17 protein-coding genes are annotated in these 18,830 nt (G+C 64.7%); 5 read left to right on the plus strand and 12 right to left on the minus strand.

The features are described 5' to 3' along the window. Window positions 1-54: 54 nt before the first annotated feature. On the minus strand, window positions 55-996 hold the full coding sequence (locus tag MTR72_RS35545; RefSeq protein ID WP_280967920.1) for a DMT family transporter: 942 nt from the start codon (window positions 994-996) through the stop codon (window positions 55-57). 131 nt (window positions 997-1,127) lie between these two features. On the opposite strand from MTR72_RS35545, the gene MTR72_RS35550 reads away from it, so the two are divergent. Then, window positions 1,128-1,724, plus strand: a complete 597-nt coding sequence (locus tag MTR72_RS35550; RefSeq protein ID WP_280967921.1) for a bifunctional transcriptional activator/DNA repair enzyme AdaA — start codon at window positions 1,128-1,130, stop codon at window positions 1,722-1,724. Window positions 1,725-1,760: 36 nt separating this feature from the next. On the opposite strand, the gene map is transcribed toward MTR72_RS35550, so the two are convergent. Further along, window positions 1,761-2,579, minus strand: a complete 819-nt coding sequence (gene map / locus MTR72_RS35555) for a type I methionyl aminopeptidase (protein ID WP_341512004.1) — start codon at window positions 2,577-2,579, stop codon at window positions 1,761-1,763. 129 nt (window positions 2,580-2,708) lie between these two features. Then, window positions 2,709-4,025 (minus strand): mechanosensitive ion channel family protein, encoded by a 1,317-nt coding sequence (locus MTR72_RS35560; protein WP_280967923.1) that lies wholly within the window; start codon window positions 4,023-4,025, stop codon window positions 2,709-2,711. Between the two features lie 464 nt (window positions 4,026-4,489). Here MTR72_RS35560 and MTR72_RS35565 point away from each other — a divergent pair, with 464 nt between their 5' ends. Next, window positions 4,490-6,283, plus strand: coding sequence for a potassium/proton antiporter (locus MTR72_RS35565; protein ID WP_280967924.1), 1,794 nt, complete (start codon window positions 4,490-4,492; stop codon window positions 6,281-6,283). Between the two features lie 329 nt (window positions 6,284-6,612). After that, the gene (locus MTR72_RS35570) at window positions 6,613-6,873 is read left to right on the plus strand and encodes a hypothetical protein (protein ID WP_280967925.1); all 261 of its coding nucleotides are present in this window, start codon (window positions 6,613-6,615) and stop codon (window positions 6,871-6,873) included. 158 nt (window positions 6,874-7,031) lie between these two features. Here the strand turns inward: MTR72_RS35570 and modC are convergent, their stop codons facing one another. From modC to MTR72_RS35605, 7 genes are all read right to left on the minus strand, one after another. Further along, on the minus strand, window positions 7,032-7,694 hold the full coding sequence (gene modC / locus MTR72_RS35575) for a molybdenum ABC transporter ATP-binding protein (protein WP_280967926.1): 663 nt from the start codon (window positions 7,692-7,694) through the stop codon (window positions 7,032-7,034). Between the two features lies 1 nt (window position 7,695). After that, window positions 7,696-8,391 (minus strand): molybdate ABC transporter permease subunit, encoded by a 696-nt coding sequence (modB, locus tag MTR72_RS35580; RefSeq protein ID WP_280967927.1) that lies wholly within the window; start codon window positions 8,389-8,391, stop codon window positions 7,696-7,698. Window positions 8,392-8,418: 27 nt separating this feature from the next. Beyond that, on the minus strand, window positions 8,419-9,204 hold the full coding sequence (gene modA / locus MTR72_RS35585; RefSeq protein WP_280967928.1) for a molybdate ABC transporter substrate-binding protein: 786 nt from the start codon (window positions 9,202-9,204) through the stop codon (window positions 8,419-8,421). A 191-nt stretch (window positions 9,205-9,395) separates the two neighbouring features. Beyond that, window positions 9,396-9,902, minus strand: coding sequence for a hypothetical protein (locus MTR72_RS35590; RefSeq protein ID WP_280967929.1), 507 nt, complete (start codon window positions 9,900-9,902; stop codon window positions 9,396-9,398). A 1-nt stretch (window position 9,903) separates the two neighbouring features. Beyond that, window positions 9,904-10,113, minus strand: a complete 210-nt coding sequence (locus tag MTR72_RS35595; RefSeq protein WP_341512005.1) for a TOBE domain-containing protein — start codon at window positions 10,111-10,113, stop codon at window positions 9,904-9,906. Window positions 10,114-10,342: 229 nt separating this feature from the next. Beyond that, complete coding sequence (gene mepA, locus MTR72_RS35600) at window positions 10,343-11,287, minus strand: penicillin-insensitive murein endopeptidase (protein WP_280967931.1); 945 nt, start codon at window positions 11,285-11,287, stop codon at window positions 10,343-10,345. A 73-nt stretch (window positions 11,288-11,360) separates the two neighbouring features. Beyond that, window positions 11,361-11,753 (minus strand): hypothetical protein, encoded by a 393-nt coding sequence (locus tag MTR72_RS35605; protein ID WP_280967932.1) that lies wholly within the window; start codon window positions 11,751-11,753, stop codon window positions 11,361-11,363. Here MTR72_RS35605 and MTR72_RS35610 point away from each other — a divergent pair. Next, window positions 11,752-13,899 carry a putative bifunctional diguanylate cyclase/phosphodiesterase gene (locus MTR72_RS35610; RefSeq protein WP_341512006.1) on the plus strand — a complete coding sequence of 716 codons (2,148 nt, stop codon included), beginning with the start codon at window positions 11,752-11,754 and terminating at the stop codon, window positions 13,897-13,899. The genes MTR72_RS35605 and MTR72_RS35610 overlap by 2 nt on opposite strands. A gap of 183 nt (window positions 13,900-14,082) precedes the next feature. Here the strand turns inward: MTR72_RS35610 and MTR72_RS35615 are convergent, their stop codons facing one another. Then, window positions 14,083-15,231 carry an acyl-CoA dehydrogenase family protein gene (locus MTR72_RS35615; protein WP_280967935.1) on the minus strand — a complete coding sequence of 383 codons (1,149 nt, stop codon included), beginning with the start codon at window positions 15,229-15,231 and terminating at the stop codon, window positions 14,083-14,085. A 217-nt stretch (window positions 15,232-15,448) separates the two neighbouring features. Then, complete coding sequence (locus tag MTR72_RS35620) at window positions 15,449-16,957, minus strand: amidohydrolase family protein (protein WP_280967936.1); 1,509 nt, start codon at window positions 16,955-16,957, stop codon at window positions 15,449-15,451. A 460-nt stretch (window positions 16,958-17,417) separates the two neighbouring features. Between MTR72_RS35620 and MTR72_RS35625 the strand changes: the two genes are divergently transcribed. After that, window positions 17,418-18,743: an acetamidase/formamidase family protein gene (locus tag MTR72_RS35625; RefSeq protein ID WP_280967937.1), complete on the plus strand. Its 1,326-nt coding sequence runs from the start codon at window positions 17,418-17,420 to the stop codon at window positions 18,741-18,743. Window positions 18,744-18,830: the final 87 nt, after the last annotated feature.

An 18,830-nucleotide genomic window follows, 5' to 3' on the forward strand; every position in this document is an offset into this window, starting at 1 on the left:
GAGATCGTCATCGGCAGGGGGGATGGCAAGATCAAGCTGCGACAATGGCGGCAATCAGATCGATTGTTTCTCGCTGTGTCGCTTCCGTGGAGGCACCGTGACAGCCACCACCCCGGCCACAATGAGCAGCATTCCGGCCAGACCAGACCAGGTAAAGCGCTCGCCAAGCAGGGCGATGCCGAGTGCCACCGCGAATCCCGCGCGCAGGTAGCTCCCGCTGGTCGTGCCGAGTGGGCCGAGCGTGTGGATCAGCCGGAAATAGATCACCATCGCAAGCGCGGTGCAGACGGCCGCAAGGGTGACGACCGCCGTGATCGCCTGTGCCGTCAGCGCCAGCCTCCATGGCTGCTCGAGGACGGCGGCCGCGGGCAGCATCAGGATCGCGGCGCAGCTCATGGCACCGGCGGCCGTGACGATTGCGGGAAGGTTCGAGAACCGCTGTCCCCATATCGGCGCGAGCGCGTAGCAAAGGCTCGCGCCGAGCACGGCCGCTTGCGCCAGCGGTGCCGCCGTGCCGATCCCGGAGAGCGCATCGATGCCCATTGTCACGGCCACGCCTGCGAGGCCAAGACCGACACCGATGACCTTTTGGCTGCTTATGGTCCGGCGCCCGCGTCCGGTGATCATCGCGATCGCGAGCACGAACATCGGCGGGGTTGCATTGAGCACGCCGGCCAGCCCGCTCGCGATATGCATCTCGCCCCAACTGATCAGGGTGAATGGCAGCGCGCTCTGCAGCAGCCCTTGCACGAAGAAAGCGAGCCAGACCGACCCTTGGCGGGGAAGGAAGTGTCCTTGCGCGGTGGCGATCAGGGTCAGGAGAATGGCTGCGATCGTCACGCGTACGGCAACCATTGTGAACGGCGGAATCGTCGGGATCGCCACCTTGATCAGCGTGAATGAGCTGCCCCAGATCAGCGAAAGGAGCAGTAACAGCCCGATCTCGCGCGCGAGTGTGGTTTGCCCTGACCTTGCCTGTGGCGCCTGCGTGCTCATGGGATCTGCTCCGGAACTTGTCGCCACCATGATCCCGAACGGCGGCGCAGGCTGGCCGAATTCGGACCTCATCGCCCGATCGAGTCCGGTTTCGGCTACTCGGCGGGATGGGTTGAGACTACCTTTCCGTCATGGCGAGAATTCCAGCCCATCGGCAAGTGCTGCCGCCGCATCTCGATTGGGAGACCTGCGATCGGGCGCGGCTGGCGCGTGCCCGCGCGTTCGACGGCCTGTTCTTCTCCGGCGTTCGCTCGACGCGGATCTATTGCCGGCCGGTCTGCCCGGTTCGCCCGGCGCGCTCCGAGAACGTCACCTTCTATGCGACCGCGGCCGCCGCCGAGCGGGCCGGTTTTCGCCCGTGCCTGCGCTGCCGGCCGGAAGCAGCGCCGGGGTCACCGGCGTGGATGGGGACAGCCACTACCGTTGCGCGCGGGATGCGCCTGATCAATGACGGTTTTCTGGATCGGGGGTCGATGGCGGAGCTCGCCGAAATCCTTGGAGTCGGGCCGCGCCATCTGCTGCGCCTGTTCATGCGCCACGCCGGCGCAAGCCCCAGCGAGATTGCCGCGACGCGGCGCGTGCAGGAAGCCAAGCGCCTGATCGATCAGACCGATATGACATTGGCGGAGATCGCCTTCGCGGCCGGATTCGGCAGCGTTCGTCGGTTTAACGATGCCTTTGCCGCAACCTACAAGCGGCCACCATCGTCATTCCGGCGCCGGCGATAGACGTCGCGATGGTGTGAGCGAGCCGCGCTAAAAAAATCAGCCGATCTGCTTCTCGCCGTGCCGTTCCGACAGCGTGAAGATCTCGACGCCCGTGGCGGTCACGCCGACGGAGTGCTCGAACTGCGCCGACAGCGAGCGGTCGCGGGTCACGGCGGTCCAGCCGTCGGAAAGGATCTTCACATGCGGCTTGCCGAGATTGATCATCGGCTCGATGGTGAAGAACATGCCGGGCTTGAGCTGGACGCCCTCGCCGGGTCGGCCGATATGGATGATGTTGGGCTCATCGTGGAACATGCGCCCGAGACCATGGCCGCAGAAATCACGCACCACGCTCATGCCCTGCGGTTCGACGAAGCTCTGGATGGCGTGGCCGATGTCGCCGGTGGTGGCGCCCGGCTTCACTGCGGCGATACCGCGCATCATCGCCTCGTAAGTCACCTCGATCAGCCGCTCGGCCTTGCGCGCGATCGGGCCGATCGCATACATCCGGCTGGAATCGCCATACCAGCCGTCGACGATGAAGGTGACGTCGATGTTGACGATGTCGCCTTCCTTCAGCGGCCGATCGCCGGGCATGCCGTGGCAGACCACGTGGTTGAGCGAGGTGCAGGTCGAATAGCGATAGCCACGATACATCAGCGTCGCCGGATAGGCGCCGTGGCCAAAGGCGAACTCGCGGACGAACTCGTCGATGCGCGAGGTCGGCACGCCCGGGCCGACGATGTCGGTGAGTTCGTCGAGACACTTGGCCACCAGCGCTCCCGCCTTCCGCATGCCGGCAAAGGCGCTCGGGCCATGCAGCTTGATCTGTCCGGTCTTGCGGAGCGAGGTATCGGTGGCTTCGACGTAGCTCATCTGGTTGCGATCTTTACGGGCTCGAGGCTGGTCGCGATGTCGGCGGAAGGGCTTGATTTCACGCCCTAATCTAATGATCGCCGGCCTTCATGCAAGCCAAGCTTGGCCGTCCTGCGTCTGAAAGGCGACTCAATTCGGGACTTCTACGGTGGTTTCCACCGGCAGAGCGCCGCCGCGGATGCGGATTTCGCGAACGGGGTAGGGAACCCGGATACCTTCGCGCTTGAAGGCCTCCCACAGCGCCAGCATGACGTCGCTCTTGACGTTGTCCATGCCGTCGGGATCGGCGAGCCAGAGGGTCAGCGAGAATTTCATCCCTGCCTCGGCAAACTCGGTCAGGATGCAGTTCGGCGGCTTGCCCTTCTGCGCGCGCGGGTGGGCGGCGGCGGTCTCGATCGCGAGCTTGCAGACGAGCCTCGGATCGGCGTCGTAGTTGGTGCCGAAGGTGATCTTCACCAGCGTGTTCTTGTCCGTATAGGTCCAGTTGACGACCTTCTGCGTCACCAAGTCCTCGTTCGGCACCAGGAATTCGCGGCCGTCGCCGGCGGCAACGGAAATATAGCGCGTCTTCATCGCGCTGATGCGGCCGGTATTGTCGCCGATGGTGACGAGATCGCCCGGCTTCACCGACTTGTCGGCGAGCAGGATGATCCCCGAGATGAAGTTGGCGACGATCTTCTGCAGGCCGATACCGATGCCGACGCCGACCGCGCCGGAAAACACCGCGAGTGCAGACAGATCGATGCCGACCGCGCCGAGCGCGATCACGATGGCGACGGTGAGAAGGCCGATCCGGATGATCTTGACCAGCAGCACCTGCACCGACGGCGTCAGGTCGGTCGTTGAGTTGATCCGGCTCTCGGCGAAATTGCTCGCGACGTTGGTGAGCCAGAGCGCGATGATCAGGAGCGCGCCCGCCTTGATCAGCAGCAGCGGCGTCAGCCGCAGGCCGCCGAGCACGATCGCGAAGGAGTCGAGCATCTCCACCGTCGCATCGAGCTGGCCGATGATGGAGAGGGCCGCGACGAACCACGCCGTGATCGACACCAGCTTGACGATGAAGGCGTTGCGCAGCACCGAGGTCACGAGCCGAATCGCGAGCCAGGCCAGCCCCAGCTTCGCGGCGACCATCAGCAGGTAGCTCCGGCTCGGCCAGGTCGCATGATACATCACCACGCGGGAGATGATCACGAGCAGGGTGAACACCGCCGTGGAGGCGCTGGAGACCATCACGCGGGCGAAGTGGCGAAGTGGCAGCGGCCAGCGGATCGCCAGGTTCGTCATGTCCACGCGGTTGCGAATGCCCGCTTCCGCCGCATAGGCGATGCCGGCCGCGGTCAGGATGAGACCGAACTGGAGGTAGAACCACGGCGACGAGATCTCGGCGCCGACGCTGCGCGCGGTCGTCTGCACGAACTCCGTGAGGTCTTTGAGGTCCATGTCCATTCGGGCGGTCTCGTCGGTGATCAGGGCGGGACGGATGATTCGAGGGCGCCGCAGAATCCCACAAAGGGAGCGGCCGAACCATCGATACACCGCCATGTGATGCGAGTTAAGGCCGCAAAATACGGGCAGATTGCCGCGAGCGGGAGAAAATGGGTTGGCGCGGGAATGCGACGACGATAAGGATCATGAGCACATGTTTTCGAGCTGGGCAAATCTGTCGGTCGTGGCACACCTCACCTCTCCCCGCTTGCGGGGAGAGGTCGAAATTCGAGCGCAGCTTGAATTTCGGGTGAGGGGGACTCTCCGCGAGTCTCTCAGTCACCGTCCCTGTGGAGACTCGCCCTCACGCCACCCTCTCAGGGCGAACTCTGCTCGTCCCGACCCCGCAAGCGGGCGAGGGAGTGGCCCGGCCAGTGCCCGTCTGAACTGAATCCCGTCGATCTTGGAGTAACCCGCAGCACCACATGGCTTCTCTCGACTCGGTCAGCATCGCCATTCTGCTCGGCGCCGTCCTGGTGATGGCCGGCATCCTCTCGAGCCTGCTCGCGCTACGCTTCGGCGCGCCGCTGCTGCTGGTCTTCCTTGCGATCGGCATGCTGGCGGGCGATTCCGGCCCCGGGCAGCTCCAGTTCGACGATGTGCGCACGACCTATCTGGTCGGCTCGGTGGCGCTCGCACTGATCCTGTTCGACGGCGGCTTGCGGACGCGGTTTGCGAGCATCCGGACCGTGCTCGCGCCGTCGGTGGTGCTTGCGACCGCCGGTGTGCTCCTCACCGCGCTGATCACTGCCCCCTTCGCCAAATTCGCGCTCGACCTGAACTGGTCCGAGGCGCTCCTGGTCGGCGCGGTCGTCGCCTCGACCGACGCCGCTGCGGTATTCCTCCTGGTGCACACCCAGGGCCTGCGCTTGCGTCCGCGCGTCGGTGCGACGCTGGAGGCGGAGTCAGGCACCAACGATCCCTTCGCGATCTTCCTCACGCTGATGCTGGTGGAATACATCTCGCTGGGGTCGGGCACGGCGGGCCATGTGCTGATCGAATTCATCCAGGAGGCGGTGCTGGGCGCCGTCATCGGCGTGATCGGCGGACGCCTGGTCGTCGTGGCGCTCAACAAGGTGGCGCTGCCGCAGGGCCTGCATGCGCCGTTCGTCACCACCGCGGCGCTCGTCATCTTCGGCGGCTCGCAGATCGTGCACGCCTCCGGCTTCCTCGCGGTCTATCTTGCCGGCATCATTATCGGCAACCGTCCGACGCGCGCCCACAATTCGGTGGTGACATTTCTCGACGCGGCGACCTGGCTCGCGCAAATCGTGATGTTCGTGCTGCTCGGCCTTCTGGTCTCCCCGCAGCGGCTCGGCGCCAGCGCATTGCCGGCCGTCGAAGTCGCCTTTGTGCTGATGCTGATCGCAAGACCGCTGGCGGTGTTCGTGTGCCTCGCCCCTTTCCGCTTCAACTGGCGCGAGAAGATCTTCATCGCCTGGACGGGCTTACGCGGTGCGGTCGCGATCTTCCTTGCATCTATCCCGATGCTGGTCGGATTGACGAAGGCTTATCTCTATTTCGACGTCGCCTTCGTCGTCGTCATCATCTCGCTTTTGCTGCAGGGCTGGACGCTGGCGCCCGCTGCGCGGAAGCTGCACGTGGCGCTGCCGCGCGCCGAGCGCGGGCCGCGCCGCGTCGAGCTGGACCTGCCCGGCCAGCTCGAGCAGCAGCTCGTCGGCTATTCCGTCCGTCCCAAGAGCCTGTATTTCCGCCGCGGTCTGATCCCGTCATGGTCCAAGCCGACGCTGGTGATCCGCAACGAGAGCATCCTGACGCCCAACGAGGCCGATCCGATCGCGCCGGGCGACTACATCTATCTGCTCGCTCCGCCGGAAAAGGCCGAGTCGCTCGACCGCTTCTTCGTCGACATGCAGCCGAGCTCGGCGCCCGATCCGCATCTGCTCGGCGACTTCATGGTCTCCGGCGAGCACACCCTCGCCGAGCTCGCCGAGATCTATGGCGTGAAGGTGAGCGAGGACGAGGGCAGGCTGACCCTGGCCGATTATTTCGACGTTCACCTCGATCGCGCACCGAAGGAGGGTGCGGAGCTCGCGCTCGGCGAGATCGTGCTGGTGGCCCGCTCGATCTCCGGTGGCCGCGTCAACGTCGTCGGCCTGCGCCTGCCGGAGGACGAGGAGAAGCCGGAGCCCGTGACGCGCGCGCAGGCCCTGCGGCGCAAGCTCGCCGATCTCTGGACCTCGGTGGCGGGGATTTAGGTGCCGCGCGTTCCGTATCGAGTTTGGCAGGACGGAACCAGCCCCACTCTCGTCATTGCGAGCGCAGCGAAGCAATCCAGAATCTTTCCGCGGTGAGAGTCTGGATTGCTTCGCTGCGCTCGCAATGACGGAGTTTGTTGAAGCGCCATACCATAAAACGGCGTCCTGAAGTTCGGGAGAGAGTGGCGCCCATTTCGTAGGGAACCTGCCACCAAAACGCCGCAAGCGCCGAAAGTTTCCGCTGTTCCCTTAGGGTTGCGGCCGGAACGCATGCCCGTTCTGCTCGTTCCTAGCGGCGTAACGGTCAACGTCTTTGACAGGAGCAGTCCATGCGAAAACTCATCTTGCCGGCCATCGTCGCGATCGGCTTAGGGGCGGCCGCGCCGGCGATGGCCTTCGATACGGGCGATCAGATCTCGATGCAGGCGGCGCTCGATGTCGCGACCGACATCGGCGTCATGACCGTCTCCCACACCCAGTTCCTCGGCGACGAATGGCGGATCGAGGGCCGCGATCGTACCGGCCGCTGGATGCAGGTCTTTGTCGACGCCAGCACCGGCGACGTGCGCAACGTCGAGCGTGGGTGGTAGGCCGGCGCGATCTGAAGATGACGCGATGAAATAGCGTCATCTTCACCGTCGTCCCGGGGCGCGCATAGCGCGAGCCCGGGACCCATAACCACAGGATCGAGTTTGGCGAAGACTCGTGGGTTGCCAGTCTCGCGCCACAACTCCTCCCTGCCAACGCCTCACGACAACACCTTCACCCCGCCGAACGACGTCACCCGGCCTTGCTTCAGCATCACGATTTGCGTGGCGAGCTGGCGCAACTCGGCGACGTCGTGGCTGACATAGACCATCGGCACATTGGCGTCGTCGCGCAGCCGCATCAAATAGGGCAGGATCTCCAGCTTGCGGCCTTCGTCCAGCGCGCCGAGCGGCTCGTCGAGCAGCAGCAGGCGCGGCTTGGACAGGAGCGCGCGTCCGAGCGCGACGCGCTGGCGTTCGCCGCCGGAGAGTTTCCCGGGGCGACGGTCGAGCAGCGCGCCGATGTCGAGCAGGTCGATGATACGCTTGTGCTGCACGGGATCGGGCGCGAGGCGATTCATCCGCCGGCCGTAATCGAGATTCTGCGCGACGTTGAGATGCGGAAACAGCCGCGCGTCCTGGAAAACGTAGCCGATGCGGCGGCGATAGGTCGGTACGTGGATGCCGGCCGCGGTGTCGTCGACGACATCGCCGTCAATCGCGATGGTTCCGTGGTCGGGACGCAAGAGGCCCGCGATCATGTTGACGAGCGAGCTCTTGCCGGCGCCCGACGCGCCGAACAGGCCGGTGACGCGGCCCTCGCTGGTGAAGGAGGCGTGCAGCGAGAACTCACCGAGTTGTTTTTCGACCTCGACATGCAGCATGTCAGTTTCCATGCAATCGCGCGGTCGCGCGGCGAGCGAACCACTCGGCGACGATCAGCGCGCCGAGCGCGAGCACGATCGAGATGATGACGAGCCGGCCCGCGGCAGCGTCGCCATCGGGCGTCTGGATCAGCGAATAGATCGCCGAGGAGATCGTCTGGGTCTCGCCGGGAATGTTGGAGACGAAAGTGATCGTCGCACCGAACTCGCCGATTGCCTTGGCAAAGCCGAGCACCATGCCAGCGAGCACGCCGGGCAGCGCCAGCGGCAGTGTCACCGTGAAGAAGATTTTCCAGGGCGCCGCGCCCAACGTCTCGGCGGCCTGCTCGAGCCGACGATCAATCGCCTCGATTGACAGCCGCATCGGCCGCACCAGAAGCGGAAACGACATCACGCCGCAGGCGAGTGCCGCGCCGGTCCAGCGGAAGGCGAAGACGATGCCGAGATGATCGGCGAGAAAGCCGCCGACGAGGCCGCGGCGGCCGAAGCTGAGAAGCAGGAGATAGCCGGTGACGACAGGCGGCAGCACCAAGGGCAGGTGCACCAGCGCGTCGACGAGCGACTTGCCCCAGAAGTCGCGGCGGGCGAGCAGCCATGCCAGGGCAACGCCGAACGGCGTCGCCACCAGCGTTGCGATGACGGCGACCCTGAGCGAGAGCAGGATCGCCGTCCATTCCGCAGGCGTGATCTCGGACATCAAATCGCAAACATCAAGTCGCAAAAATCAAGTTGTCGGGCTGATCAGGAACTTGAAGCCGTACTTCTCCAAAATCTGCTTGGCCACCGATGAGCGCAGGAAGGCGAGATAGCCGCTGGTCTCCGGCTTCGCTGCCGTGGTCGCCGCGACCGGATAGATGATCGCGGGATGCGAATCCGCCGGGAAGGTGCCGACGATCTTGACGCCGGGCTCGACCTTGGCGTCGGTCGAATAGACGATGCCGAGCGCAGCCTCGCCGCGGGCCACCAGCGTCAGCGCCGCGCGCACGCTCTCGGCCATGGCGAATTTCGCCTCCGCCGCCTGCCAAGCGTCGAGCTTCTCCAGCGCCGCCTTGGCATATTTGCCGACCGGTACCGCCTTCACGTCGCCGGTCGCGATCTTGCCGTCGCCGGCGAGCTTTGCGAGATCGAAGCCCTGGGCGATCGTCACGTGATCGATTTTGGAATCCTTCGGCGCGATCAGCACGATGTTGTTGCCGAGCAGGTTGACACGGGTCTGTTCGTTGATGGTCTTCTTAGCCGTCGCGTAGTCCATCCAGTCGGTATCGGCGGAGACGAACACGTCGGCCGGCGCGCCCTGCTCGATCTGCCTCGCGAGCACTGAGCTCGCGGCATAGCTGACGCTGAACTTGATGCCGGTCTTGGCGGTGTAGGCGGCGTCGATCTCGTCGAGCGCGTTCTTCATCGAGGCCGCGGCGAACACGGTGATGGTCTTGTCCTCGGCGGCGGCGGGCGAGAGGCTCGCGCCCGCGAGGATCACGAAGGCGGTGAAAAGTCCGGCAATGCGAAACATGGATAGCGCTCCGTGCAAGCTCGCGCGTGCAGGCGCACGCGCAAATCTGGCGTTGGTGGGTCAGGCACGATGGGCGGAAGCGCTGTTCCGCGGGGCCCCGTAGCGGCTTACGGCCGACGGGGATATCGCTGCTCGCGAAGATAGCAGGCTGAGGCTTCAGGTCAAAGGCGACGGTTTGTCTGGAGGCGGGTCTATTGCGCCGGCAGGATCGCGATCGAGACAGCGTTGTCCTTGGCGCCGCTGACCTGGAGCACCAAGGGCTGTGCGGCAAGCTCGTATTTCATGGTCTTGCGGATGCCGTCGCAAGCGGTCGCGCCGCTGAAGGCGACGGGCTTGAGCACGTGCCCGTCCTGTATCACGTCGACCCAGGCGCCGGCCGAGAGGCTGACGGTGTAGAGCCCAGCCTTGGGCGCGGCCTTGAAGCTCGCGAAGCCGGCAAAGGTACCCTCCTTAGGCGTGCGTTCGGGGGGCGTCGGCAGCTTGGCGTCCGCGGGCGTCACCAGTCCCAGCGTAATGGCCGATGACGGCAAGGTCGCCTGTTCGCTCCCCGTTGCGAGCTTCGCACGGTCCGGCGTCGTGAGCGCGGCGCGCTCGCGCGCGATCGGCCATTTGAACTTGTCGCAGCCGCTCGGCTCTTCGGCCGCGAGAACGGGGCCGGCACCGAGCAGCAGCAGCGCGAGGATCAGAGACGTGCGCATGTCAGTCGACCGCGATCATGACGTCGGAGGCCTTGATCACGACGAAGACCTGGCCCTGCACCTTGATGCCGAGATCGTCGACCGCCTCGTTGGTGATCGCGGAGGTCACGATCGTGCCGTTGCCGATGTCGACACGGACGTGGGAGGTCGTTGCTCCCTTCGTGACCTCGACGACGGTGCCCTTGATCTGGTTGCGTGCACTGATGCGCATGGAGCTCTCGCGACGCTGGCGCGCGCGACAATGCCGCGCGTGGGAGATGAATCGGATCGGTGAGGGCGGGATACGCATCCCGGTAAAGCCGCCCGCTTACGGCCAAGGCGACGCCGCATCCTAGCGCATTCGCGCGGTGCAAGCCAGCTAGTGACTTGTCATCCGGCATAAGCGCATCGGTGCGATCTCGTCGTCGTTCCGGCTATCGCCAGGACGACGGCGGTGAGCGCTACGGCTTCGCATCCGGCGCATGCAGCACGGCTTTGCAGGCGGCCGGCATCTGCGCCAGTGTCATCGGCGGCTTGGGCTTGGGCGGGATCAGTGGCGGCTTCGGGTGCAGCACCGCATCGCTGAACCAGTAGGCGAGGTCGGAGGGCTTGCAGCCTTCGTCCTCGGACTGCGACTTCTGGCTCTCGCATTCACTGGCGCCCGGCGGGCAGCGCATGCGGATGTGGAAGTGATAGTCGTGGCCCCACCAGGGGCGGATCTTCGACAGCCAGGAGCGGTCGCCCTTGGCCTCGCGGCACAGCGCCTTCTTGATCGCGGCATTGACGAAGATGCGCTGCACCGCCGGCTCCTGCGCGGCGTCGCGCAGCACCAGCACGTGACCTGACGTGAACACTCTCGGATCGATATCGAGCCGGTCCTCGCGCACCATCATCACTGCCGACATCTCCTCGCGCTCCTCGCGCGAAAGACGATGGTCGGGCATCGGCGTCAGCCAGATGTCGGCGTCCAATCCGATCTGATGGCTGGCATGGCCCGACAATGCGGGGCCGCCGCGCGGCTGGCCGATGTCGCCCACCAGGATGCCCGGCCAGCCGGCGTCCTTGTGCGCCTTGGCCGCGAGCCGCTTGATCAGCGCGATCATGTCGGGGTGGCCCCAATTGCGATTGCGCGACAGCCGCATCACCTGCCAATTGTCGCCGTTGAGCGGCATCTGCGCGGCGCCGCCGATGCAGCCCTTGACGTAAGAGCCGATGACATGCGCCGGCCCCTTCGAGGGCAGGACTTGTCGCGCGAACAGCTCCTTGGCGCCGATCTTGGGATCGTTGGGATTGGCGAGCGGCGGCAGCGGATTTGGATTCACGCTGCCCTTGTCCTGGGCCAGCGCAGCGCCGGCGAGCAGGAGAGCCAACAGGAGCAGGAGAGGGGTGATGCGGCGGGGACTCATGCAGACGTTGTTATAGCCCAACACAACGTCAGGGTTAAGATTTAGGTCATGCCTGCCTCCGGCGGCCTCTTTATTAACGCAGCGATAACCGTGTGTCGGATTGACCAAAATTCGCGCGAAGCAATCCGGAATGGGCCTGCCCTGTGTGCAAATGGACACGTCGCCGGACTTGATTCATGAAGAGCGCGCGTTTTTTTGCGCCATTCCACTCTTCGATCGAGACTGTATGCCTCGGCTGCCGCGCCAGCTTGGACGGCGGCGCCTCGCAAACAGGCACAAAACTAAGATTCGCAACCTGTCGCAGCGGACGGCGCTGCAGGTCACGGCCCGAGATTACTGTTTTTTCAGACACTTGCCCGAAGACTTGCGGCCACTGGGTGCGAGTGGGACGTGTGACGTTGAGTTTGGGGTCTCGAAAAGCAAGAAAGCGAAAGCGGTTGGCCTGGAGCCGCGGGCGCTTGCGCATGCCTGGCTCTGCGGCCGCAGCTCCGCAAAGTTCGTCTGTCGAGATCGACGAACTCATGCGCAGCCGCGCCGAGGCGGAGGCTGCGATCGCGGACGCGCGCAAGTCGCATGAACGCCTTCGCCAGGCCATCGACATCCTGCCGCAGGGCATCGTCTTTCTCGATGCCGAAGGCCGCTATGTCCTCTGGAACAGGAAATACGCCGAGATCTATCGCAAGACCGCCGATCTGTTCGCGGAAGGCGCGCGCCTCGAAGATACCTTGCGCGTCGGCGTCGCGCGCGGCGACTATCCGGAGGCGATCGGCCACGAGGACGAGTGGATCTCCGAGCGGCTGCAGAAACTCTATCAACCGGGCGCACGCCATGAGCAGAAGCTAGCCGACGGCCGCGTCATCCTGATCGAGGAGCGGCTGACCGATGATGGCGGCGTCGTCGGCCTGCGCGTCGACATCACCGAATTGAAGCAGCGTGAGGCCTCGTTCCGCCTGCTGTTCGACGGCAATCCCGTCCCCATGATCGTGTGCGCGCTCGATGACGAATGCATTCTCGGCGTCAACGATGCCGCCATCGCTCACTACGGCTATAGCCGTACCGAGTTCGAGAAGCTGACGATCCGGTCGCTGCAGGCGTTCGACAGCGAACCGCCCTGGACCACCGACCGCTCCAGCGAGGAGCAGGCCGCGCGCACCTGGAAGCACGTCAAGGCCGATGGCGCCCTGATCGATCTTGCGATCTACTCCCGCGAGCTGACCTATGCCGGCCGGCCGGCGGTGCTGCTCGCGCTGATGGACATCACCGAACGCAAGCGCGCCGAGGCGCGGCTCGCCTTCATGGCCCAGCATGACGGGCTCACGGGCCTTCCGAACCGCAACCTGCTGCGCCAGCAGATGGACGAGATGCTTCTGCACACGCGCCGCAGCGCCGAGAAGGTCGCGGTGCTGATGCTCGGGCTCGACAATTTCAAGGCGGTCAACGACACGCTGGGACACGCGGTCGGCGACAAGCTGCTGCGCGGCGTAGCCAAGCGGCTGCGCTCGACCTTGCGCGAGGAGGATGCGCTGGCGCGGCTGAACTCGGACGAGTTCGCCATCGTGCAGAGCGGGCTCGCACGCCCCGAGGACGCGGTGATGCTGGCCAAGCGCCCCCTCGAAGCCGTCGCCGATCCCTATCTGCTTGACGGTCATTCCGTGGTGATCGGCGCCTCCATCGGTATCGCAATGGCGCCCGCCGACGGCGAGGATTCGGAGAAGCTGCTCAAGAGCGCCGACATGGCGCTGTCGCGCGCCAAGATCGATGCCCGCGGCACCTTCGCGTTCTTCGAGGCTGCCCTCGATGCCAGGGCCCAAAGCCGCCGCAAGATCGAGGTCGAGCTGCGCGACGCGATCCAGAACGACGTGCTGCGGCCCTATTACCAGCCATTGGTCGATCTCTCCAGCGGGCGCATCACCGGCTTCGAGGCGCTGGTGCGCTGGCCGCATCCCGAACGCGGCATGGTCTCGCCGGCCGAGTTCATTCCGGTCGCGGAGGAAACCGGCTTGATCAATCCGCTCGGCGGCTTGATGCTGCGCCGCGCCTGCCTCGATGCTGCGACCTGGCCGGATGACGTCCGCGTCGCCGTCAACCTGTCGCCGCTCCAGTTCCGCAGCGGCAATCTGCTTTCGATCGTGACCGACGCCCTGAAGCAGTCCGGCCTGCTGCCGCGCCGCCTCGAGCTCGAGATCACCGAGACGCTGCTGCTCGAGAAGAGCGCGCAGGTGCTGGCGACGCTGCACGCGCTGCGCGCGCTCGGCGTGCGCATCTCGATGGACGATTTCGGCACCGGCTATTCCAGCCTCAGTTATTTGCGCAGCTTTCCGTTCGACAAGATCAAGGTCGACCAGTCCTTCGTGCGCGACTTAGGGGCCAATCGCGAGGCGCAGGCGATCATTCGCTCGATCGTCAGCCTCGGCAAAGGTTTAGGGGTCACCATCACCGCCGAGGGCGTCGAGACCGAAGCCGAGTTGAGCTGCCTCAGGGCGGAAGGCTGTGACGAGGGTCAGGGCTTTCTGTTCAGCAAGGCCCGGCCCAATGCCGAGATCATCAGCCTGTTGGCCGCGCAGCGCGGAATCGATGCCGCTGGTGACGAGGACGCCGCGCTTGTGGCGTGACGGCGCACCGCACTCCGTCATTGCGAGCCAACGGGTCCGCGCGACGCGCGGCCCCGTTGGCTCGCAATGACGATGCGGAACGAGACAATCTCCCGCCGATAGCGGCATCTCGAAGGATGGCCTCAACGGGGCTGCCTGCGCTTGCGCTCTCGGCATGCACGGATTCAATCAAGACTCATCGCCTCATGACCCGGCGCCCGCGAGGATCACCTTGCCGACATCCTCGTAATGCGTGTCGCGGGCCTGGAGCTGCTGGGCGATCGCGTGCATGTCGCGAAACCGCCGCTCGAACGGATTGCTGCGGAATACGGCGGTCGCGCCCGCCATGTGATAGGCGGTGTCGACCACTTTTGCCGCCTGATGGATGGTCCAGGTCGCGGCCAGCCGGACCGCGGTGCGGTGCGCACTGCCGAACTCGCCGGTCGCGGCCAGGTCACGCCACATCGCGCTTGCCGTCGCGTAGAGATAGGCGCGGGCGGCGCGAAGATCGCCTTCGGTGCGGCCGATCAGGCCCTGGACAGCCTGGTTGTCGCGCATCGCGCTTGTGGCGAGCGACTGGTGTTTGCCGCGCGCCAGCGCAATTGCGGCATCCAGCGTGGCGCGCGCGACCCCGAGCGAGACCGCGGCGAAGCCGAGGCTGAAGGCCGAACCGGTCCCGAGCCTGTAGAGCGGGCCCGGCTCGCGCAGGGCCTGCGGTACATCACGAAACGTCGCGAAGCGCTCGGGGATGAAGAGGTCACGCACCTCGTACGAATCGGTGCCGGTGCCGGCGAGCCCGATCGCATTCCAGACGTCGTGGAGCGTCGCGCTCGCAACGGGAAACAGGATGGTGCGCACCTCCGGCGAGCCATCGGCATTCTTGCGCGGCGTGCCGTCGGCACCGAGGATGCGGACATGCGCGCCCAGCCAGCTCGCCTGCCGCGAGCCCGAGGCAAAATCCCAGCGCGCACTGACGCGATAGCCGCCCTCGACCGCGCGCGCCTCATGTGCGATCGCGCCCCAGGCGAGGATGCCGGGCGGTGTGTTGAAGATCTCGTGCGCGGTGTCATGGTCGAGGGACGCTGCAATCATCGCGCAGACGCTGCACTGGCCGAGGCACCAGGCTGTGGAGGCATCCGCCTTCGCGATCTCCTCCAGCATCTGCATGAAGGCTTCCGGCGCGGCTTCAGTGCCGCCGAGCTTCTGCGGCAGCAGCGCGCGATAGAGCCCGTTTTCGATCAGCGCGTCAGTGACGGCGGGCGTCAGCCGCCGCGTCCGCTCGATCTCGTCCGCCTCGCCCGCAATCAGCGGCGCGATCGCCCGCGCGCGCTCGACCAGACCAACCCCGTTCATTTCCGTGTTTCCTCGCCCATTCTATCGTGAGCGGTAGATGCGCGATGGTGGTCTATTTGACGGAGAGGATCAAGGCGGTGCCGCCGTCATTCCCCATTGCGCAAGTGCGCAATGGGGGCCCGCGACTTGTGCGCCGAGCCCGGAATCTGGTGCCGCGATCTCCTTGGCGTGGACTCGGCCATGCGCGACTGTCGCTTGCCCGCCGCTGCCACCGTTGCTAGGCGGCGCGAACGTAGCCGTAGCGCAGGTTCGACGGTTGCTTCGAGGCTTGTGTGTACTCGCTCTTGAGCGCCGCGAGGCGGTCCTCGGAAAAGGCCGGCATCCTGGTATTCTCGGCCGCCTTCAGCTTGATTTTGTAGAACCTGGTTGCGTTGCCCGCGAAGATCATCTGCTTGGTAGCGCTATTGGCGTCGCCAAGCGCCGCAAAACCGTGCTTCCTCTGCATATCCTCGGGGATTTCGAGCCGGCGCAGCGCCTCGATCTGCCACTGTGGCGAACCGTACCAGACCGAGTCGGTGCCCCACATGACGTGGTCGACACCCATCCCCTTGATCAGCGTGCCGACCAGCGCAGCGCAGAACTTCGGATGCGCCACGGCCGAGTTGGCAAAGGATGTGCCGAGCTCGGCATAGACGTTGGTGACGCCGAACTTCTGCGGGATTTCCGCGAGATCGGTGGCCCATTGGATACGGCCGGTCTGCTCGAAATCCGCCCAGGCCTGATCGGGTAGTTCGAGGAAAGGCCGCAGCGCCGAGTGATAGATCACGAAGTTCATCTGCGGCCAATCCTTCGCGGCCTTTCCGATGTCCCACGCCGTTGCATATTCCCATACGCCGGCGAACGACTTCTCATAATCGGGCGGCAGCAGCCCCTTGTGGATACACAGCGTGTTGATGCCGGCCTTCACTGCTTTCTCATAGAACGGATACATCACCTGCTCGTCGTCGAGCCGCCATGGGAACTTCGAGGGCGCCAGCGGATCGCCAATCGTGTAGGACTTCCAGGAATCCGGCTTGTAGACCTCGATCGCCTTGTCCACCTCATCCATCCAGCCGGGTTGCTTGGGCGTGATGACGCTGTGCGCGAGCAGGCGGCGCGAACCGGCGAAGTCGTTGATCAGTTCTCTTGCCTTGACGATCTGCTCGTTGGAGAGAAGCCACCAGCTCGGGTCGTCGAACGGCGCGCCGCTCAAGAGCGCCATGTTGGTGTCGCTGTCGTAATAGATCTCCTTCACGTAATTCTGGAACTTGTAGCGGGCGAGCGAGGAAACGCCTTCCTCTTTCATCTTGGGGTTCCAGTGCTGGCTCGCAAAGTCCGCCAGCCCCAGAAGCTCCTTGTGGTCGAAGTCGTCGCGCACGAAATGGGTCTGGACGTCAAAGATGAACTGGTCGGCGAGGCGTTGCGTCCGGGCCAGCATCAATTCGGGCTCACGGGCCTCGGCGGGTGCGACCTGGAAAACATTGCCGTAGATGTCGTTCATGGCGAGGAACGCCGCGGCCATGCCGCAGCTCGTGTGCAAGAACTGCCTGCGGCTCAAGCCGAGGTGCTTGCCGTTCACGTCGGCGAGCTCGTTGATCCGCGCCTCGACCCGTCTCTGGACCGCGCTCTGCGGGGGCGGGAGATACTCGCCGTTGGAGACAATCTGGGTCGGAATCGGCATTGCCGACGATGCTGCCTCCGCGCCCGCGACGAGACGCTGTTCTCGCTCACTAAGCCAGGTGCTCATTGTTCTCCTCCCGTTTGTTGGCCATCGACCGTGCTGGGCGGTGCTCGCATGAGGCTACGCGTTTGGCCAACTCCCAATCGGTTAGCTAGACCGACCAGGCGTACCTCTCCGGTTCACCACGCATGAAGCCATCACGCACGTCCCACTCCCAGGCGAATCTCTTCATCGCTTCATCTGCGAGAGCGGTAGGCATACTCGAAAACTACCTGAGCATTGGCGCGCCGTTGCTGATTCAAGGCTCAAACTTTTGTTGGCGCAAGCGATGTAATCCGACAGTCCCGCTGTCCCAACACGGCATCTTTCTTTCAGCTTATCGTTCTCAGGGCCGAAGTGTGAAAGGCTCGTTGTTCCAATGGACGGCCTGGGCTGGCGGCAGCGGGCATTCCGTTGACGGGACAACTCAGCAGGAGTTTGCTGACGGCGCGAACCCCTAGCATCAGCTCTATTTGCGAGGGTCATCATGTCAGAGCTCGAGCGCGCACACCAACACACACACGATCACCATCACGCCTGCGCCGACCTCTTCGGCTGCGGCGACGAGAAGGGAACGGGTATCATCCGCGAGGATATCAAGGACGCGGCCTTTGACAGTCGCGCCTCCGATCGCCTCCTCAATATGAACCACGTTGATCAGTGTACATTTGATGGCTATTTGTCAGCCCGTGGCCGCTGGCGCCGGAAGTTCTTGCAGGCGAGCAGCTTTATGGGTGTGCTGGCGGCTGTTGAGCCGTGGTTCACCAGTCTTGCGCAGGCGCAGCAGGAGCCCGGCGCTGGGCCTGTGCGCCGTTCCCAGCCTGAGGGTCGCGTGCACGTGATTCCTTCGACCAGGGAAACGGTTCGGCTCGGGGTCTTCGATGCCACCCTGCCGCCCATTCTCACCATCGAGTCGGGCGACATCATCAGCTTCCCCGATACTTGGTCGCACTTCCTGAATGAAATGCAGCCAGGAGTGTCGATTGATACCCTGGCGCAGATGCGCGCAAGTAATCCCGGCCGGGGGCCACATTCCATCATCGGACCGATTGCTGTGAACCGCGCCGAACCGGGCGACGTGCTGGAAATCCGGTACCAATCGATCCGTCCCTACGAATGGGGCGCGGTGTTCAATAACCCGGGATCGCTCGGCTCCGGGCTGCTGCCGCAGGACTATGCGCAGGGGCAGGTCAAGTACGTTGATCTCGACCTTGGCGCCATGAAGGGCAAGTTTTTGCCTAACATCAGCATTCCATTGAAGCCGTTCCAGGGCACCCTGGGCGTCGCGCCACCCGACGGCTATTTTCCACCCTTGAGTCCCGGCGTGACCAGCTCGGTGCCTCCAGGCCCGCACGCCGGCAATCTCGATCTCAGCGAGCTGTCCGAAGGCTCGACGCTCTACATCCCGGTGTGGAAGCCGGGAGCCCTCATCTACACGGGCGATAGCCACGCTGTGCAGGGGGACGGCGAGATTTCGCTCACTGCGCTGGAGACTCGGATGAAGGAGTTGCGCATCCAAATCATCCTCCACAAGCAGAAGAACCTGGCCTGGCCGGTGGCGGAGACGGACACACATTGGATCGTCATCGGGCTTGACAAGGACCTGAACGCAGCGATGACGCTTGCTGCGCGCAATGCGATCAAGTTTCTGGCGACGCGCGCGAAGATCAGTGAGCTGGACGCGTACGCCCTGTGCAGCATCGCCGCGAGCTTCCGCGTGACGCAGGTGGTCGACATCGTGCGCGGCGTTCACGCCCTGATCCCCAAGGCCATCTTCGCTCCCGATCTCAGGCGCGAAATGACGGTGGTATGAGTGGCTCACTCTACGGCGCAGCAACGGACCAACGGGGTCTGGCGCATAGCGCATGTTTATCCCGGAAAATACGACAGCGCTTCGGCA

Origin of the sequence: Bradyrhizobium sp. ISRA442 (assembly GCF_038085055.1) — a bacterium.
Lineage (GTDB): Bacteria > Pseudomonadota > Alphaproteobacteria > Rhizobiales > Xanthobacteraceae > Bradyrhizobium.

What these genes read in the sequence shown, in the direction of transcription:
- MTR72_RS35545 (WP_280967920.1), bottom strand. Translation starts at nt 996, where the DNA reads ATGAGCACGCAGGCGCCACAGGCAAGGTCAGGGCAAACCACACTCGCG.
- MTR72_RS35550 (WP_280967921.1), top strand. Translation starts at nt 1,128, where the DNA reads ATGGCGAGAATTCCAGCCCATCGGCAAGTGCTGCCGCCGCATCTCGAT.
- map (WP_341512004.1), bottom strand. Translation starts at nt 2,579, where the DNA reads ATGAGCTACGTCGAAGCCACCGATACCTCGCTCCGCAAGACCGGACAG.
- MTR72_RS35560 (WP_280967923.1), bottom strand. Translation starts at nt 4,025, where the DNA reads ATGGACATGGACCTCAAAGACCTCACGGAGTTCGTGCAGACGACCGCG.
- MTR72_RS35565 (WP_280967924.1), top strand. Translation starts at nt 4,490, where the DNA reads ATGGCTTCTCTCGACTCGGTCAGCATCGCCATTCTGCTCGGCGCCGTC.
- MTR72_RS35570 (WP_280967925.1), top strand. Translation starts at nt 6,613, where the DNA reads ATGCGAAAACTCATCTTGCCGGCCATCGTCGCGATCGGCTTAGGGGCG.
- modC (WP_280967926.1), bottom strand. Translation starts at nt 7,694, where the DNA reads ATGCTGCATGTCGAGGTCGAAAAACAACTCGGTGAGTTCTCGCTGCAC.
- modB (WP_280967927.1), bottom strand. Translation starts at nt 8,391, where the DNA reads ATGTCCGAGATCACGCCTGCGGAATGGACGGCGATCCTGCTCTCGCTC.
- modA (WP_280967928.1), bottom strand. Translation starts at nt 9,204, where the DNA reads ATGTTTCGCATTGCCGGACTTTTCACCGCCTTCGTGATCCTCGCGGGC.
- MTR72_RS35590 (WP_280967929.1), bottom strand. Translation starts at nt 9,902, where the DNA reads ATGCGCACGTCTCTGATCCTCGCGCTGCTGCTGCTCGGTGCCGGCCCC.
- MTR72_RS35595 (WP_341512005.1), bottom strand. Translation starts at nt 10,113, where the DNA reads ATGCGCATCAGTGCACGCAACCAGATCAAGGGCACCGTCGTCGAGGTC.
- mepA (WP_280967931.1), bottom strand. Translation starts at nt 11,287, where the DNA reads ATGAGTCCCCGCCGCATCACCCCTCTCCTGCTCCTGTTGGCTCTCCTG.
- MTR72_RS35610 (WP_341512006.1), top strand. Translation starts at nt 11,752, where the DNA reads ATGCCTGGCTCTGCGGCCGCAGCTCCGCAAAGTTCGTCTGTCGAGATC.
- MTR72_RS35605 (WP_280967932.1), bottom strand. Translation starts at nt 11,753, where the DNA reads ATGCGCAAGCGCCCGCGGCTCCAGGCCAACCGCTTTCGCTTTCTTGCT.
- MTR72_RS35615 (WP_280967935.1), bottom strand. Translation starts at nt 15,231, where the DNA reads ATGAACGGGGTTGGTCTGGTCGAGCGCGCGCGGGCGATCGCGCCGCTG.
- MTR72_RS35620 (WP_280967936.1), bottom strand. Translation starts at nt 16,957, where the DNA reads ATGAGCACCTGGCTTAGTGAGCGAGAACAGCGTCTCGTCGCGGGCGCG.
- MTR72_RS35625 (WP_280967937.1), top strand. Translation starts at nt 17,418, where the DNA reads ATGTCAGAGCTCGAGCGCGCACACCAACACACACACGATCACCATCAC.